General features: G+C 38.8%; 16 protein-coding genes, 1 tRNA gene, 1 rRNA gene, 1 other RNA gene and 1 other annotated feature. Of the genes, 14 read left to right on the forward strand and 5 right to left on the reverse strand.

Annotation, left to right across the window (positions count from 1 at the left end; genetic code table 11):
* A 5S ribosomal RNA gene (gene rrf, locus ACQ5H4_RS23175) occupies positions 1–85 on the forward strand; the annotation flags it as partial.
* A gap of 51 nt (positions 86–136) precedes the next feature.
* Here rrf and ACQ5H4_RS23180 read toward each other — a convergent pair.
* A complete protein-coding gene (locus tag ACQ5H4_RS23180) occupies positions 137–1093 on the reverse strand; it encodes a YaaC family protein (protein WP_430777211.1) in 957 nt (318 codons plus the stop codon).
* Between the two features lie 111 nt (positions 1094–1204).
* On the opposite strand from ACQ5H4_RS23180, the gene guaB reads away from it, so the two are divergent.
* The 6 genes from guaB to ACQ5H4_RS23210 all read left to right on the forward strand — a co-directional run bounded on the left by guaB (position 1205) and on the right by ACQ5H4_RS23210 (position 7639).
* Positions 1205–2671, forward strand: a complete 1467-nt coding sequence (gene guaB / locus ACQ5H4_RS23185) for an IMP dehydrogenase (RefSeq protein WP_430777212.1) — start codon at positions 1205–1207, stop codon at positions 2669–2671.
* Between the two features lie 206 nt (positions 2672–2877).
* On the forward strand, positions 2878–4173 hold the full coding sequence (locus tag ACQ5H4_RS23190) for a serine hydrolase (RefSeq protein WP_430777222.1): 1296 nt from the start codon (positions 2878–2880) through the stop codon (positions 4171–4173).
* 190 nt (positions 4174–4363) lie between these two features.
* Positions 4364–5245 carry a pyridoxal 5'-phosphate synthase lyase subunit PdxS gene (gene pdxS / locus ACQ5H4_RS23195; RefSeq protein ID WP_251524291.1) on the forward strand — a complete coding sequence of 294 codons (882 nt, stop codon included), beginning with the start codon at positions 4364–4366 and terminating at the stop codon, positions 5243–5245.
* A 10-nt stretch (positions 5246–5255) separates the two neighbouring features.
* Entirely contained in the window at positions 5256–5834 is a 579-nt protein-coding gene (gene pdxT, locus ACQ5H4_RS23200; protein ID WP_430777213.1) for a pyridoxal 5'-phosphate synthase glutaminase subunit PdxT, read from the forward strand.
* 58 nt (positions 5835–5892) lie between these two features.
* Positions 5893–6113: a binding site (T-box leader), on the forward strand.
* 50 nt (positions 6114–6163) lie between these two features.
* Positions 6164–7438: a serine--tRNA ligase gene (gene serS / locus ACQ5H4_RS23205; protein WP_430777214.1), complete on the forward strand. Its 1275-nt coding sequence runs from the start codon at positions 6164–6166 to the stop codon at positions 7436–7438.
* A gap of 108 nt (positions 7439–7546) precedes the next feature.
* Positions 7547–7639, forward strand: a tRNA-Ser gene (locus ACQ5H4_RS23210).
* A 115-nt stretch (positions 7640–7754) separates the two neighbouring features.
* On the opposite strand, the gene ACQ5H4_RS23215 is transcribed toward ACQ5H4_RS23210, so the two are convergent.
* The 4 genes from ACQ5H4_RS23215 to ACQ5H4_RS23230 form a co-directional block, all read right to left on the reverse strand.
* Positions 7755–8423, reverse strand: a complete 669-nt coding sequence (locus tag ACQ5H4_RS23215; protein ID WP_430777215.1) for a deoxynucleoside kinase — start codon at positions 8421–8423, stop codon at positions 7755–7757.
* A complete protein-coding gene (locus ACQ5H4_RS23220) occupies positions 8407–9060 on the reverse strand; it encodes a deoxynucleoside kinase (RefSeq protein WP_430777216.1) in 654 nt (217 codons plus the stop codon). Before ACQ5H4_RS23220 ends, ACQ5H4_RS23215 begins: the two co-directional genes overlap by 17 nt.
* Positions 9061–9246: 186 nt before the next feature.
* The gene (locus ACQ5H4_RS23225) at positions 9247–10530 is read right to left on the reverse strand and encodes a LysM peptidoglycan-binding domain-containing protein (RefSeq protein WP_430777217.1); all 1284 of its coding nucleotides are present in this window, start codon (positions 10528–10530) and stop codon (positions 9247–9249) included.
* Between the two features lie 119 nt (positions 10531–10649).
* Positions 10650–11189 carry a cysteine hydrolase family protein gene (locus ACQ5H4_RS23230; protein ID WP_430777218.1) on the reverse strand — a complete coding sequence of 180 codons (540 nt, stop codon included), beginning with the start codon at positions 11187–11189 and terminating at the stop codon, positions 10650–10652.
* A gap of 105 nt (positions 11190–11294) precedes the next feature.
* Between ACQ5H4_RS23230 and tadA the strand changes: the two genes are divergently transcribed.
* From tadA to ACQ5H4_RS23265, 7 genes are all read left to right on the forward strand, one after another.
* Positions 11295–11795 carry a tRNA adenosine(34) deaminase TadA gene (tadA, locus tag ACQ5H4_RS23235; RefSeq protein ID WP_430777219.1) on the forward strand — a complete coding sequence of 167 codons (501 nt, stop codon included), beginning with the start codon at positions 11295–11297 and terminating at the stop codon, positions 11793–11795.
* Between the two features lie 93 nt (positions 11796–11888).
* An RNA gene (gene ffs / locus ACQ5H4_RS23240) (signal recognition particle sRNA large type) lies at positions 11889–12153 on the forward strand.
* Positions 12154–12298: 145 nt separating this feature from the next.
* Positions 12299–14011: a DNA polymerase III subunit gamma/tau gene (dnaX, locus tag ACQ5H4_RS23245; protein WP_430777220.1), complete on the forward strand. Its 1713-nt coding sequence runs from the start codon at positions 12299–12301 to the stop codon at positions 14009–14011.
* A gap of 22 nt (positions 14012–14033) precedes the next feature.
* The gene (locus ACQ5H4_RS23250) at positions 14034–14354 is read left to right on the forward strand and encodes a YbaB/EbfC family nucleoid-associated protein (RefSeq protein WP_066060132.1); all 321 of its coding nucleotides are present in this window, start codon (positions 14034–14036) and stop codon (positions 14352–14354) included.
* Positions 14355–14369: 15 nt separating this feature from the next.
* On the forward strand, positions 14370–14966 hold the full coding sequence (gene recR, locus ACQ5H4_RS23255; protein ID WP_317458083.1) for a recombination mediator RecR: 597 nt from the start codon (positions 14370–14372) through the stop codon (positions 14964–14966).
* A 14-nt stretch (positions 14967–14980) separates the two neighbouring features.
* Positions 14981–15199 carry a YaaL family protein gene (locus ACQ5H4_RS23260; RefSeq protein ID WP_430777221.1) on the forward strand — a complete coding sequence of 73 codons (219 nt, stop codon included), beginning with the start codon at positions 14981–14983 and terminating at the stop codon, positions 15197–15199.
* Positions 15200–15277: 78 nt separating this feature from the next.
* A complete protein-coding gene (locus ACQ5H4_RS23265) occupies positions 15278–15541 on the forward strand; it encodes a pro-sigmaK processing inhibitor BofA family protein (protein ID WP_317458082.1) in 264 nt (87 codons plus the stop codon).
* The last annotated feature ends 307 nt before the right edge of the window (positions 15542–15848 follow it).

Consider the following 15848-nt stretch of genomic DNA (forward strand, 5'->3'; position numbering starts at 1 on the left):
TTCCCATACCGAACACGGAAGTTAAGCTTTTCAGCGCCGATGGTAGTTGAGGGTTTCCCTCTGTGAGAGTAGGACGTCGCTAGGCAAAGAAAAAAGCACCTGAGTGGGTGCTTTTTTTGTTATATTTATATAATGATTATTTCTTCATCATTAAATATTGATATACAAGAAAGGGACCTTTGTCCAAACTGACTTGTAAAAACGATTGAATGAATGGGAAGTCTTTGTTCGGCATGGTCTTTACTAGCTCACTCCACCACTCGGTTTCGTAGCGAGCAATCATGCTGAGATTATACAGCAATAAGTAATGAATAAGTAATTCATTATATTGAAGTAAATTCCCTTTTGTTAAAGAAAGGGAGAAATAGTTATCTACCAGATTATATTTTAATATAGAAAAGGATGATAGCTTTTTTCCAGCTAACTGAAAACAAAGGCTCTCATTCAAACGATCACTACATACGAAATCGCCATTCGTTTTTGTTTGGAAAAACTCAGCGAACCGATCACTAGTCATATGAAAGGTATCAAGAGCTACCTCAGGGATATGAATGTCTGATCCTTTATTTCCAACGGGCAAGAAAGTTCTCTTACCTACAAGCTCTTCAAAAAGACTAGTGAGCTCTGGAATTTGCATTAAGAGATCATTCATTGTTGTTTTTTCCCCTTCCAATTGTTTCATGTGAAACAATCGTTCTCCAATATGAGGAAACAATCCGGTCTTTTGAAATTTTACTTCATCTTGAAAAAAATGATATTGTTGTTTTTTTCTCTTCCTAGTTGAAACTCCATGGGCAAGTACAGAGGTCGTTTCAGGGTAATTTGGGTCTACAGTTAAAATACATGCCTTTAATAAGTGTACAAGACCATAGAAGATTAGAATAGGCTGGATGATGAGTGGTGAGTTCCTTGCCTGTTCATAATATACCTGTCCATGCTCAAGATAATAAATAAAAGGGTAGCAGTTCTCATAACTTTTTTGTTCAGCATCTGAAAGCGCTAAATCTTGATAACATTTTTTTAAATAATGCTGTGTAGAATCGGCTGAAAAAAAGAGAGAAAATGAGTTCAAATTAGCATAAGGGAAAATCAAATTACTAACCTCCAAATTAATTGAAAAATCAAACATATTGAACAGTTCTTGACAGTATTTTAACCAATTGATAACCTACTAATAATATTTTCGAGTAGGGGGGCAATATTTATGTGGGAAAATAAGTTTGTTAAAGAGGGTTTAACCTTCGACGATGTATTGTTAGTGCCTGCAAAATCAGAAGTACTTCCTAGAGATGTGAGCTTACAAGTTCACTTAACAGAAAAAATCAAGCTAAACATTCCAATGATTAGCGCTAGTATGGACACAGTAACAGAAGCAGAGATGGCTATTGCTATGGCGAGACAAGGTGGAATTGGTATTATCCATAAAAATATGTCCATTGAACAGCAAGCAGACCAAGTGGATAAGGTTAAACGTTCAGAAAGTGGAGTTATCACGGATCCTTTCTTTTTGACTCCAGATCAACAAGTGTTTGATGCCGAACATCTTATGGGGAAATACCGAATCTCAGGTGTTCCAATTGTGAATAACGATGAGGATCAAAAGTTAGTTGGTATTCTAACAAATCGTGATTTACGCTTCATCCAAGACTACTCGATAAAAATTTCGGATGTAATGACAAAGGAAAACTTAGTTACAGCTCCTGTAGGAACAACATTAGAAGAAGCTGAAAGCATTTTACAAAAATATAAAATCGAAAAGCTTCCACTGGTTGATAGTGAAGGAGTTCTTAAAGGGTTAATTACGATTAAAGATATTGAGAAAGTAATTGAGTTCCCTAATTCTGCAAAAGATGAGCAAGGCCGTTTATTGGTTGGTGCAGCAGTAGGTGTAACAACGGATACAATGAAACGCGCTGAGATGCTTGTAAGAGCTCAAGTAGATGTACTAGTTATAGACACGGCTCATGGTCATTCTAAAGGCGTTATTGACATGGTTAGATCTATTAGAGAGGCATTCCCAGATATCGCTATTATTGCAGGTAATGTAGCTACTGCAGAAGCAACAAGAGAGCTTATTGAAGCTGGGGCAGATATCGTGAAAGTAGGTATTGGACCAGGTTCTATCTGTACAACAAGAGTAGTTGCAGGTGTAGGTGTACCGCAAATTACAGCTGTATATGATTGTGCAACAGAAGCAAGAAAGCAAGGAAAAGCAGTTATCGCTGATGGAGGAATTAAATATTCTGGAGATATTGTAAAAGCTTTAGCAGCTGGTGGACATGCTGTTATGCTTGGAAGCTTATTAGCTGGTGTGACAGAAAGCCCAGGAGAAACAGAAATCTTCCAAGGCAGACGTTTCAAAGTCTATCGTGGTATGGGTTCTGTAGCAGCAATGGAAAAGGGATCGAAGGACCGTTATTTCCAAGAAGACAATAAGAAGTTTGTTCCAGAGGGAATTGAAGGACGACTTCCATACAAGGGGCCATTAACAGATACGATCTATCAATTGATTGGTGGATTACGTTCTGGAATGGGGTATTGTGGAACAAAGAATCTACAGGAACTAAGAGAAAACTCACAGTTTATTCGAATGACAGGAGCAGGTCTTCGTGAAAGCCATCCACATGATGTTCAAATCACAAAAGAAGCACCTAACTATTCACTTTCTTAAGATTTCCTGAGACTTTAGAACGAAGAGATTACAAGTATTTTTACAAGACAGAGTGACCTTTCTCTGTCTATTTTTTTTGTAATTTATATGGTAAACTGTACAAGGTGCAAAAAAGTAAGAATCATGTCGAAATGATTTTCATAGAGTAATTGACAAAGATGGAGGTAAGTTCATTGTATCGTTTAAAAAATATTTCAATCTGGGTAATGACCTTGACAATAGCATTCACATTATCGTTTGCAACAAGTGTTTCACCCGTAAAGGCAGAAGAGGATCCACTTGGGATTACTGCGGAAGCAGCTATTCTACTTGATGCAGAAACTGGGAAGATTCTTTATGCAAAAAACATAGATGTTGTACTTGGTGTCGCATCTATGTCGAAAATGATGACTGAATACCTTCTGCTTGAAGCAATTGATGAAGGTAAGATTAAATGGGATCAAAAAGTGAAAATTAATGCGTATGTTCATGAACTATCAGGTGCGCCTGGACTTTCCAATGTTGGGTTAACTGAAGGAGAAGATTATACGGTTGAAGAGCTTTATCAAGCAATGGCCATTCATTCTGGGAATGCTGCCACTGTCGCATTAGCAGAACTAATGGCCGGATCTGAAACAAATTTCATCACACTTATGAATAAAAAGGCTGAAGAACTACAACTAGGGGATTATAAGTTTGTTAATTCAAGCGGACTTAATAACAGCAGTTTATTAGGGAATCACCCAGCTGGTGGGGCTGATGAGGAAAATGTGATGTCAGCTAGAGCAACAGCTAAGCTTGCTTACCATTTAATAAATGATTATCCTGAAGTCATTGAAACGGCAAAAATGCCTGAACTTCAATTCAGAGATGGTCGAACATATAAGAATTTTAACTGGATGCTACCAGGTCTTATTTTCGAATATGCGGGTGTAGATGGATTAAAAACAGGCTCAACTGATTTTGCAGGAGCTGGGTTTACAGCAACCGCTGAAAAAGACGGACAACGTGTGATTGCGGTTGTGATGAAAGCTGCTACAAAGGACGAACGTTTTACAGAAATGAGAAAAATATTAGATTATGCTTTCGGTAACTTTACGGAAGAAGAAATCGTTGAAAAAGGGTATCAAGTAAAGGGACAAAAGACGTTATCAGTAACAAAAGGGAAAGAAGACGAAGTATCCATTGAGTCAAAGGAAAGCATCTCCATGGTCGTTAAAAATGGGGAAAAGGATCAGTACAAAACGTTATTAAAATTAGATGAAGATAAGCTGAATAAAGACGGAGAGCTAACGGCTCCAGTAAAAAAAGGTGATAAGGTGGGAACGCTCACGATTGAGCCCATCGAAGGTGAAGGATTAGGGTTCCTTACTGAATCTGGCCAAAAGCAAATTACTGTTGACGTTATCGCTACAGAAGATGTAGAAAAAGCTAACTGGTTTGTTTTAATGATGCGCGGAATTGGAGGCTTTTTTGGAAACCTATGGGACAGTGCCTCTTCAGCTGTTAAAGGAATATTTTAAATAAAGAGATTATTTCCTTGTAAATAAGGGCTTCCTGTCTTGACAGGAAGCTCTTTTTATTGTTTATTAACGAATAGGGAAAAAGATTAATTTCGATTGAATTCGTTATGCTTTCCTTTTTTTAGTAGCTACATATGGAGACATAATTTACCCATCTAATGTAGATGGTAATAATGAAAGGGGATCAAGTATGAAAACAGGTACAGATCGAGTTAAACGTGGTATGGCAGAAATGCAAAAAGGCGGCGTCATTATGGACGTTGTTAACGCAGAGCAGGCAAAAATTGCTGAAGAAGCTGGTGCTGTTGCAGTTATGGCGCTTGAAAGAGTGCCTTCAGATATTCGTGCGGCTGGTGGAGTAGCTCGTATGGCTGATCCACGTATTATGGAAGAAGTAATGAATGCTGTTTCTATTCCTGTAATGGCTAAAGCACGTATAGGACATATTGTAGAGGCTCGTATTTTAGAAGCAATGGGTGTTGACTACATCGATGAGAGCGAAGTATTAACTCCAGCTGATGAAGAATATCATCTGTACAAGAGTGACTTTACAGTTCCTTTTGTTTGTGGATGTCGTGATCTAGGGGAAGCAGCACGTCGTATTGGTGAAGGTGCATCTATGCTTCGTACGAAAGGTGAGCCTGGAACTGGAAATATCGTAGAGGCTGTTCGACATATGCGTCAAGTAAATGCTCAAGTACGTAAAGTTGTAGGAATGAATGTGGACGAGCTTATGACAGAAGCTAAGCTTCTAGGAGCGCCATTTGAGCTTCTTCTTCAAATTAAGGAGTTAGGCCGTTTACCGGTTGTTAACTTCGCAGCTGGTGGGGTTGCAACGCCTGCAGATGCTGCCTTAATGATGGAGCTAGGTGCTGATGGAGTTTTCGTAGGATCAGGAATCTTTAAATCAGATAATCCAGCTAAGTTTGCTCGTGCGATTGTAGAAGCAACAACACATTACCAAGACTACAAATTAATTGCTGAGCTTTCAAAAGAGCTTGGAACGCCAATGAAGGGTATTGAAATCTCTTCTTTAGCTCCAGAAGCTCGTATGCAAGACCGTGGATGGTAAGGTGAACAAAATGGTTAAAGTAGGAGTACTAGGCCTTCAAGGAGCTGTACGTGAGCATGTACGCTCCATTGAAGAGAGTGGGGCAGAAGCTGTTGTAATCAAAACAAAAGAGCAGCTAGAAGAAGTAGATGGGTTGATTATGCCTGGTGGAGAAAGTACAACGATGCGCCGCTTAATCGATAAGTACGATTTTATGGGGAGCCTTAAGGAGTTTGCGCAATCAGGAAAACCAATGTTCGGAACTTGTGCAGGACTTATCTTAATGGCTAAGGAGCTTGTTGGTTACGATCAACCTCATATTGGTGCGATGGATGTAAAAGTGGAGCGAAATTCATTTGGACGCCAACGTGAAAGCTTTGAAGCAGAGTTGGATATTGCTGGTGTTGGTGGAAACTACCCAGCGGTCTTTATTCGTGCCCCACATATTGTTGCTGCAGGTGAGAATGTTGAAATCCTTGCGAAACATGAAAATCGCATTGTTTTTGCTAGAGAGGGACAATTCCTTGGTTGCTCCTTTCACCCAGAATTAACAGAGGATCACCGTATCACACAGTATTTTATCAATATGGTAAAAGAAGCGAAAAAATAAATATAATCCGGTTGCATCTTGGAAATAATTGTAGTAAAGTACTATGAAAATAAATAATTGTAATACATTGAGAGGAACTAGTAGCAGGAGAGCTATTTTTTAGAGAGCCGATGGTTGGTGGAAATCGGTAAATGGTGCTTGTGAATCCATCCTTGAGTGAAGTATGGAAAGCTTATCTTGTGAGTAAGTACTTCCGGTTAAAAACCGTTATTTATTTAAGGTGGAAGGGGAATGATCCCTTCAACTAGGGTGGCAACGCGGGTAACTCTCGTCCCTTTTATAGGGACGGGAGTTTTTTGTTTGCTGAAAATAATAAAGGAGGAAGCAATATGTTAGATTTAAAATTTTTACGTGCAAATTTTGAAGAAGTGAAGGCAAAGCTTCAGCATCGTGGAGAAGATTTAACTGATTTAGGAAAATTTGAAGAGTTGGATCGTACGCGTAGAGAGTTAATTTTAGAAGTAGAACAACTGAAAAGTAAGCGTAACGAAGTTTCTCAACAAGTGGCGGTGCTTAAGAGAGAAAAGCAGGATGCAGACCAATTAATTGCTGAGATGAAAGAAGTAGGAGATAAAATTAAAGGATTAGATGATCAGTTACGTGATGTTGAGGAAACATTGGAGAAGCTTCTACTAAGCATTCCAAATATCCCGCATGAAAGTGTCCCTGTTGGTGAAACAGAGGATGATAATGTTGAAATTCGTAAATGGGGAGAGATTCCAAGTTTTGATTTTGAGCCAAAGCCGCATTGGGATGTAGCAGATGGTCTAGGAATTGTAGACTTTGAACGAGCGGGCAAAGTTACGGGAAGCCGTTTCGTCTTTTATAAGGGGTTAGGTGCCAAATTAGAGCGTGCCTTGTTTAATTTTATGCTAGATTTGCATACTGAAGAGCATGGTTATGAAGAGGTTCTACCTCCATACATCGTTAACCGTGCTAGCATGACCGGAACAGGACAGCTTCCGAAATTTGAAGAAGATGCCTTCCGAATTGAAAGTGAGGATTTTTTCTTAATACCAACAGCAGAAGTTCCTGTAACGAATTTACATCGTGATGAAATTTTAAGTGGTGAGGATTTACCAATTAACTATGCAGCCTTTAGTGCTTGCTTCCGCTCTGAGGCAGGATCTGCTGGTAGAGATACAAGAGGATTGATTCGCCAACATCAGTTTAACAAAGTGGAGCTTGTAAAGTTTGTTAAGCCTGAGGATTCATACGAAGAGCTTGAAAAATTAACAGGACATGCAGAAAAGGTATTACAGCTTTTGGGACTTCCATATCGAGTATTAAGTATGTGTACAGGAGATCTTGGCTTTACGGCAGCGAAAAAATACGATATTGAAGTTTGGATTCCGAGTTATGAAACGTATCGTGAGATTTCTTCTTGTAGTAATTTTGAGAGCTTCCAAGCACGTCGAGCTAATATTCGTTTTAGACGTGAAGCGAAAGGAAAACCAGAGGCTGTGCATACACTGAATGGTTCAGGTCTAGCGATTGGTCGTACGGTGGCGGCAATCCTAGAAAACTTCCAGCAAGCGGATGGTAGTGTGGTCATTCCGGAAGTGTTACGTCCGTATATGGGGAACCGTGAAGTGATAAAATAAGGCTAACGGCTATATGTTAAGCGGGTGGAAACATCCGCTTGATATTTTTTTAAAAAAAGTTGACTTCGTTTTTTGTACATGCTATATTATAACTTGTCGATGAGATACGGAGGTATACCCAAGTCCGGCTGAAGGGATCGGTCTTGAAAACCGACAGGCGGGTCAAACCGCGCGGGGGTTCGAATCCCTCTACCTCCTCCATCTAATTGAAATGAACCATTGCGCATAAAATGGAGATTGAAAACCGCTTGTGATTACACAGCGGTTTTTTTGCGTATAAAAATAGTTATAAAAAAAACCGCTGAAAATTCAGCGATTATCTTTTTAGTAATTGTGATTGCTTTATATGATTGGAAATACGTTCAATCACTGGTTCAATAGAGGACTCATCACCCCTGATGTCGTAATCATTTATATTAATACGTAACACTGGACATGCCGAGAATGAGTTAATCCAATCTTCGTAACGTTGATGCATTTCATTCCAATAATCAATCGGAGTTTGTTGTTCCATTGGACGTCCACGCTCTTTAATTCTACCAATGATGTCATCAATGGATCCTTCTAGGTAAATAAGTAGATCTGGATGAGGGAAATAAGGTGTCATGACCATGGCCTCGAAAAGGCTCGTATAGGTTTCGTAATCTACCTTAGACATCGTCCCTTTTTCAAAATGCATTTTTGCAAAAATTCCTGTATCTTCATAAATCGAACGGTCTTGAATAAATCCCCCACCATATTCGAAGATACGCTTTTGTTCTTTAAATCGCTCTGCAAGGAAGTATACTTGCAAGTGAAAGCTCCATCTATTAAAGTCAGCATAAAATTTATCCAAGTAAGGATTCGTATCTACTTTTTCAAAGGAGGTACGAAAATCAAGCGCATTAGCAAGAGCGTTCGTCATCGTAGACTTCCCAACTCCCACTGTCCCTGCAATCGTAATAACTGAGTTAGCAGGTATTCCGTATTTAGTTCGAAGGTTCATGATTACATACTCCTTTTTCTAACGATGTTGTTAATTGGTTGATAATCCTGTCTAGGTCATTCTTGTTTTTTACAAAGTCTAGCTCGTCTCCGCTAAATCGTAAAACAGGTATTTCAGGATGCAATTTTTCAAACTCACTTATCGCATGATCATAATCAATAGATAGTTGCTCAAGATAAAGAGGGCTTATGTTCTTCTCAATTTCCCGACCGCGCATTTTGATCCGAGATAAAAGAGTATCTAAACTTGCATGTAAATAAATGATGACGTTTGGCTTTGGCATATCTCTAGTTAATATTTGATAAATATTAAAATATTTATCATACTCTTCGGTACTTAATGTACGCTGTGCAAAAATAAGGTTTTTAAATATATGATAATCGGCTACGACCGGTTCGTTTTTGGTTAGATATAATTTCTGAATGTCTCCGAGTTGCTTGTATCGGTTACATAAGAAAAACATCTCTGTTTGAAAGCTCCACTCTTCAATATTTTCATAAAATTTCCCTAAAAACGGATTTTCATCAACGATCTCACGAAGTAATGCAAATTGGAAGTGATCAGAAATCACCTTGGCTAATGATGTTTTGCCCACACCAATTGGTCCCTCTACCGTGATAAAAGGCGTTTCCCCCATGGCTTGTCCTCCTTACTGCTTATCTCCTAAGGTGGTATTTCCGTCTATATTAAAATAATTATTTTTATGAGACAAAGTACATTTTATCACAGATAGGTCTGATAGGAATATGGAATTATTTCTTGTTTTCCATATTGAAAATATTAGTAAAAAAATAGCAGCTATAATAGCTGCTATCGTTACGCCTTATCTTTTTACAACGTTAAAATTCTCTACAATGAGTAACCAGTTTTGTGGAAATGCGAGTCCGAGCTTCCAATAACTCATTCCACGAAGGTTTAACTCTGTAATCAAGTCGAATTTTGCTTGAATCGAACGGGCGTCTTCAAACCAAACTTCGTGTTGCTTACCTTCTTGGTCCCTGTATCTAAAAAAAGGTGCTTGAGCGGTTGTATCATACTGAATGGCAACATTATTCGTTGCGGCAAGTTGGATCGCTTGCTGAGGACTTATAGCTTTTGCTACCGTTCCTTGGACGAATGGAAGCGTCCAATCATAACCATATAAATTTTGTCCCATCATGATTTTGGAAGCTGGCATTTCTGTTAAAGCATATTCAATTACCTTTCTTACAGGTCCAATAGGGGAAACAGCCATTGCTGGACCACCGCTATAGCCCCATTCATAGGTCATTATAACAACAAAGTCAACAATTTCTCCATGGGCTCGGTAATCATGAGCCTCATACCATTCGCCTTTTTGTTCACGGCTAGTTTTTGGAGCTAAGGCCGTTGAAAGCAGCCACCCCTCAGCTTGGAAACGTGCCTTTGCTTTCCGTAAAAAACGATTGTATGCCTCGCGGTCTGCTGGTCGCAAGAATTCAAAATCAAAATGTATGTCTCTGAAATTATACTTTTTAGCGGTTGCTACAATATTATTTAAAAACCGATCCTGAATAGGGATGTCATTTAACAGGATTCTACCTAGTTCTGCATTAAATTGGTCATTTTCCTGATTTGTTATGACCATCATGAGTACATTGTTATTGGCCCTTGCAATGGCAGGAAAGTTATTTAACAGGGGTTCTTTGAGAGAGCCGTCTCTTAAAGCTTGAAAGCTGAAAGGAGCTAAGTAAGTTAAATAAGGTGCTGCTTCTCGTGCACTTTCCTCAAGGACTGGTGCAACTGTCGTTCCTCTAGGCTCTACATAGGCATTAAATTCTGCATTCCTTCTTGTTCTTCGCGGGATATATAATCTGAGACCAATACGTAATGGCTGAGTGGGAGAAAGGCGGTTTACTTGTGCGAGTTGTTGATAAGAGATTCCAAATTTCTGTGCTATGGACCAGAGGCTGTCACCAGATTGTACCCAATAGAAGCTGCCGACGATTGGTATAACTAACGTTTGCCCAATAACCAAGTCATTGGGGTTAGGAATTTCATTTGCCTCAATTAAATCATTTACCGTTGTGGAATATGCTTGAGCAATTCCGTAAAGCGATTGGTTTGGCTGCACGACATGAATTTGCATGTTTTTCCCTCCTAGATGAATCGAGCAAACCATAAGAATAATGGTGTTCACTCCAAATAGTGATATTGAACGCTATCACCATCTTATGAGGGAAAGAAATCATTCATGTTACATAATTCTTAAATAGGATCAATCTTGCCTTTTAAAACATTTTTGACCATTTTTAAGGAGTACTCATTGTCTTGGTCGTCAGCAGAAGCGATTGCATTGTGAGGAATATGTATGGAATATTCCCTCATATATGCATCATTTGCGGTAAAAAGTACACATATGTTTCCGGCAATTCCTGTAATGACAAGAGAACGTACATTCAACTGGTACAGTAGAGTGTTAAGAGCGGTACCGAAAAAAGCGGAATGTTTCGGTTTAATAAGAAAAAGATCGTCTGGACTCGGTTGAATGATATGAATAATTTCTTTGCTTAAGGAGTTTTCACAATGGTTAATGATACGTGTAACATCCGCTTGCCAAAGATTATAATGATCATTTATATAAATAATAGGCCGCTTTTCTTTTGTAAACTGTTCCTTTAGTTTTCGAATATTTTTAGCGATGGGTAAAGTTTTCTTTGCTAGTACTTCACCGTTACTGAAGTCAAAGTTATTTATCATATCAATAATTAAAAGAGCTGTTTGACTCGTATTTTCATATATGCCCATGAACCTTCCTCACTTTCCTTTTTCATCTTTAGCGTGTGAAGGTTGTATTTTTCTATACATTTGGAGATGATGGATAAAATGAACGAAAGGATTTTATAAGTGCAAATGAATGATGAAACATATATGTTGGAAGCAATAAAGGAAGCAAAAAAGGCAGAACAGTTGCAGGAAGTACCCATAGGAGCTGTGATCGTCATCAAAGATCAAATTGTGGCAAGAGCACATAATCTGCGAGAAACAAGACAGAGTGCGGTTGCTCATGCAGAATTGCTTGCTATAGAAAAAGCTTGTGAGGAAATGGGGACATGGAGGCTTGAAGGGGCAACTCTATATGTGACGTTGGAGCCATGTCCGATGTGTGCTGGAGCAATTATTATGTCACGAGTTGAAAAGGTTGTATTTGGAGCAAGTGACCCAAAAGGCGGGTGTGCCGGAACATTTATGAACTTATTAACTGACGAAAGATTTAATCATCAAAGTGAAGTGTGCTCAGGTGTGCTAGAAAAGGAATGTGGAGAGCTATTAAGCAATTTCTTTCGAAGTATTCGGCTAAAGAAGAAAGAAGAAAAAAAGAAAAGAAATGCTGCGAAAAACGACTTACAGTAATTTACAGTTGTAAAACATTGATTTTTAGAAGGAAAGAAAGTATACTAAATTATGCGTCGTCAAAGACGCACTTTAAATTAGGTTTCAATTTTGCCGTGCTAGGTGGGGAGGTAGCGGTGTCCTGTACTCGCAATCCGCTCTAGCGAGACTGAATCCCTTCCCGAGGCTGGTTGCCTGTAGGGTCTGCCTTAAGCAAGTGGTGTTGACGCCCGGGTCCTGCGCAATGGGAATCCATGAACCATGTCAGGTCCGGAAGGAAGCAGCATTAAGTGGACGCTCCCATGTGCCGCGGGGTTGCCTGGGCCGAGCTAACTACTTAAGTAACGCTTATGGGCGCCAGTCGACGGAAGGTGCACGGCAGTTAAATCATAATAGCAAACTCATCTCTTCTACAAGAGGTGAGTTTTTTGCATATATAGGTTAAGTTTTCTTAAACAGCCTTTGTAAAAAGGATTTTCTTTACGTTATAATAGTAAAGACCATATATAGGAGGGGGCTCGTCTGTGGCTTACCAAGCTCTATATCGTGTTTGGCGTCCTCAAACATTTATTGATGTCGTTGGACAAGAACATGTAACAAAGACTTTGCAAAATGCCCTGCTTCAGCAGAAAATCTCACATGCATATTTGTTTTCTGGACCAAGAGGAACAGGGAAAACAAGTGCGGCAAAGATTTTTGCAAAAGCGGTTAACTGTGAAAATTCGCCCGCAAATGAACCATGTAATGTGTGTCCTGCTTGCTTAGGTATTACGGATGGATCGATTCCTGATGTCATTGAAATAGATGCGGCTTCTAACAATGGGGTCGAGGAAATAAGAGACATAAGAGACAAAGTGAAATTTGCTCCAAGTTCTGTGAAGTACAAGGTCTATATCGTCGATGAAGTCCATATGCTTTCTATCGGAGCGTTCAATGCATTACTTAAGACTTTGGAGGAACCGCCAAGACATGTCATCTTTATATTAGCTACAACAGAACCTCATAAAATCCCACTTACCATCATCTCAAGGTGTCAGCGGTTTGATTTTAAGAGGATATCTGCTCATTCGATTGTCAATCGAATGAAGACAATTGTAGATGAAACAGGTGTTCGTTATGAGGAAAAAGCGTTACAAGTTGTCGCAAGAGCGGCAGAAGGTGGAATGCGTGATGCACTTAGCTTACTTGATCAGGCCATTTCGTTTAGCCGTGATGAAGTAACAGTAGAAGATGCATTAACAGTTACCGGTTCTGTTTCTCAAGGGTTGTTAAACCAGTTGGCTACAGCCATAAAAGAAAGAGATGCAGCAAAAGCATTGGAAGCGCTAGAGGAGCTATTATTTTTAGGTAAGGATCCGTCAAGATTTATTGAGGACTTTATCCTTTATTACCGTGATATGCTTCTTTTCAAGGCCGCTCCAAATTTAGAGGAATCATTCGAACGAGTATTACTTGATGAAGAATTTAAGCAATTAGCCGAAGCTGTTAATCAAGAGGATATCTATCAGATTATTGAGACGTTAAATAAATCTCAGCAGGAGATGCGCTGGACAAACCATCCTCGCATATTTTTAGAAGTAGCAGTAGTGAAACTTTGCCAAATGAAAGTTAAGGATAGTGTTAAACAAATGAATTCAACTGAGATTGATTCTTTGTTGAGTAAAATATCTAGCCTTGAGGAACAACTTTCAGATCTTAGGAAAAATGGTATTGCGGTTACGAATGATCAAGCTGCTAATACGGCGAGTCAAGCAAAACCAGCTCGTACCTCACGAAGAGGGTTCCAGGCACCAACAGGGAAAATAAATGAGATCCTAAAGAGTGCCACAAAACCTGATTTAACGCTTGTAAAAAGCAAATGGGGAGAATTGTTAGGGAAACTTGTATATAATCAAATGAGATCACAAGCGGCATTACTAAACGAGGCAGAACCAGTAGCAGCTTCAACAACCGCATTGGTGATTAGTTTTAAATATGAGATTCATTGTCAAATGGCTATGGATAACGATCGATTCTTAACGGTCTTATCCGATTTAACCCAAGAATTAATAGGACGTCGTTTATCCGTTGTTGGAGTCCCTGAGGAACAATGGCAGACGATCCGTGCTGGATTTATTAAAACAAACCGTGATGGGGAATCTGATCAAGGGGATGCAGGAAAAGAGAATGAAGAAGACCCAGTTGTTTCAGAAGCTATCAAACTTTTTGGAAGCGAGCTAGTTGAAATTAAAGAATAAATGACATGGAGGATGAAAAAAAATGCGTGGAATGGGTAATATGCAAAATATGATGAAACAAATGCAAAAGATGCAAAAGAAAATGGCTCAAGCTCAAGAGGAGCTAGGAGAAAAGAGAATTGAAGGAACAGCTGGTGGGGGAATGGTAACGGTTATTGTTTCCGGACATAAAGAAGTTCTAGAAGTAAATATCAAGGAAGAAGTAGTAGATCCTGAAGATATTGATATGCTTCAAGATTTAGTACTTGCTGCTACAAACGATGCCCTAAAGAAGGCGGAAGAACTAACGAACAATACGATGGGACAATTCACTAAAGGAATGAACCTTCCTGGAATGTTCTAATTAGGGGGTTAAAAAGTGCATTATCCTGAACCAATATCAAAGCTCATAGACAGCTTTATGAAACTGCCAGGAATCGGTCCGAAAACGGCTGCTCGACTGGCGTTTTTTGTGCTTAGTATGAAGGAAGACACTGTCCTTGATTTTGCAAAGGCACTTGTAAACGCGAAAAGAAATTTAAGTTATTGTTCGGTTTGTGGACATATAACCGATCAAGATCCTTGTTATATTTGTGAGGACCAAAGACGAGATCGAAAAATCATTTGTGTTGTGCAAGATCCAAAAGATGTTATAGCAATGGAAAAAATGAAAGAATACAGCGGTTTATATCATGTCCTTCATGGAGCGATATCACCAATGGATGGTATTGGACCAGAAGATATTAATATTCCTGATTTATTAAAAAGACTACAAGATGAAGAAGTTCAGGAGATTATACTAGCTACAAACCCAAATATTGAGGGTGAAGCAACCGCAATGTATATTTCACGTCTACTTAAGCCGACTGGCATCAAGATCACTCGTATAGCTCATGGTCTACCAGTAGGTGGAGATTTGGAATATGCAGATGAGGTCACGTTATCGAAAGCACTCGAAGGAAGAAGAGAAGTATAAAGTGGGGAATGTATATGCTTTTTCGACGTAAGGGTTGGTTAAGAAAAGAATTTAATGATCAACTTATCTCTCAAATGGAGCAGCTTAAAACAAGCTGGAATAATCAGAAGACGTTGTTAAACAAAAGCTTCGATCCTTCAGAAGATATTATTTGTCAGACGAAAATTACTGAAGCTAAGTACTTTTTCCTCTTTAAAGAAGCCAAGCATAGAAATATTAAGATTGACCGGTAAGTAAATAACAAGCCACGTTCTTTTTCTTTTAGCTTGTACATATATTGTTACTACAAGTGAAAAGAGGGGGATCATACTGTGGAGCCGGTAATTGTTATTTCTGTTCTTGGTGGACTAATTGTTTTATTACTATTGATGGGCACACCGTTGAAACCAATTCGTATAATAGGACAAGGCTTAATCAAAATTTTAATAGGCGCATTATTTCTATTCTTCCTTAACGCGTTTGGTAATCAGTTTAATATACATGTGCCTATCAATTTAATGACTTCTGCTATATCAGGCTTTTTAGGTCTACCTGGGTTAGCAGCTTTAGTGGCCGTTCAATTATGGATTTTATAAGCTGATGAAATAAATCACTCTAAGGTGATTTATTTTTTTTGAAGATGAAAGTTATAAAAAATGTATTTTTGCTGTTGACCAGATAGGTGAATGGTGATATTATAGTTTAAGTCGCCACGAGGTAATGAAAAAATAGCTTAAAAAAGTTATTGACATTACAATGTGGAAGTGATATTCTAATTAAGTCGCCTACGAGCGATGGTAATTGTTCTTTGAAAACTAAACAAATCATACGTCAACAAAAAATGATTAGTGTTGAAAAATACACTAGCCAACGTTTTAACTTTAAGAGCTAATCTTACTCTTT

Source organism: Bacillus coreaensis (assembly GCF_050586445.1).
Classification (GTDB): domain Bacteria; phylum Bacillota; class Bacilli; order Bacillales; family Cytobacillaceae; genus Robertmurraya_A; species Robertmurraya_A coreaensis.

What these genes read in the sequence shown, in the direction of transcription:
- ACQ5H4_RS23230 (WP_430777218.1), bottom strand. Translation starts at nt 11,189, where the DNA reads ATGGGCATATATGAAAATACGAGTCAAACAGCTCTTTTAATTATTGAT.
- pdxT (WP_430777213.1), top strand. Translation starts at nt 5,256, where the DNA reads ATGGTTAAAGTAGGAGTACTAGGCCTTCAAGGAGCTGTACGTGAGCAT.
- guaB (WP_430777212.1), top strand. Translation starts at nt 1,205, where the DNA reads ATGTGGGAAAATAAGTTTGTTAAAGAGGGTTTAACCTTCGACGATGTA.
- tadA (WP_430777219.1), top strand. Translation starts at nt 11,295, where the DNA reads ATGAATGATGAAACATATATGTTGGAAGCAATAAAGGAAGCAAAAAAG.
- ACQ5H4_RS23190 (WP_430777222.1), top strand. Translation starts at nt 2,878, where the DNA reads ATGACCTTGACAATAGCATTCACATTATCGTTTGCAACAAGTGTTTCA.
- pdxS (WP_251524291.1), top strand. Translation starts at nt 4,364, where the DNA reads ATGAAAACAGGTACAGATCGAGTTAAACGTGGTATGGCAGAAATGCAA.
- ACQ5H4_RS23250 (WP_066060132.1), top strand. Translation starts at nt 14,034, where the DNA reads ATGCGTGGAATGGGTAATATGCAAAATATGATGAAACAAATGCAAAAG.
- ACQ5H4_RS23215 (WP_430777215.1), bottom strand. Translation starts at nt 8,423, where the DNA reads ATGAACCTTCGAACTAAATACGGAATACCTGCTAACTCAGTTATTACG.
- ACQ5H4_RS23225 (WP_430777217.1), bottom strand. Translation starts at nt 10,530, where the DNA reads ATGCAAATTCATGTCGTGCAGCCAAACCAATCGCTTTACGGAATTGCT.
- ACQ5H4_RS23260 (WP_430777221.1), top strand. Translation starts at nt 14,981, where the DNA reads ATGCTTTTTCGACGTAAGGGTTGGTTAAGAAAAGAATTTAATGATCAA.
- serS (WP_430777214.1), top strand. Translation starts at nt 6,164, where the DNA reads ATGTTAGATTTAAAATTTTTACGTGCAAATTTTGAAGAAGTGAAGGCA.
- ACQ5H4_RS23220 (WP_430777216.1), bottom strand. Translation starts at nt 9,060, where the DNA reads ATGGGGGAAACGCCTTTTATCACGGTAGAGGGACCAATTGGTGTGGGC.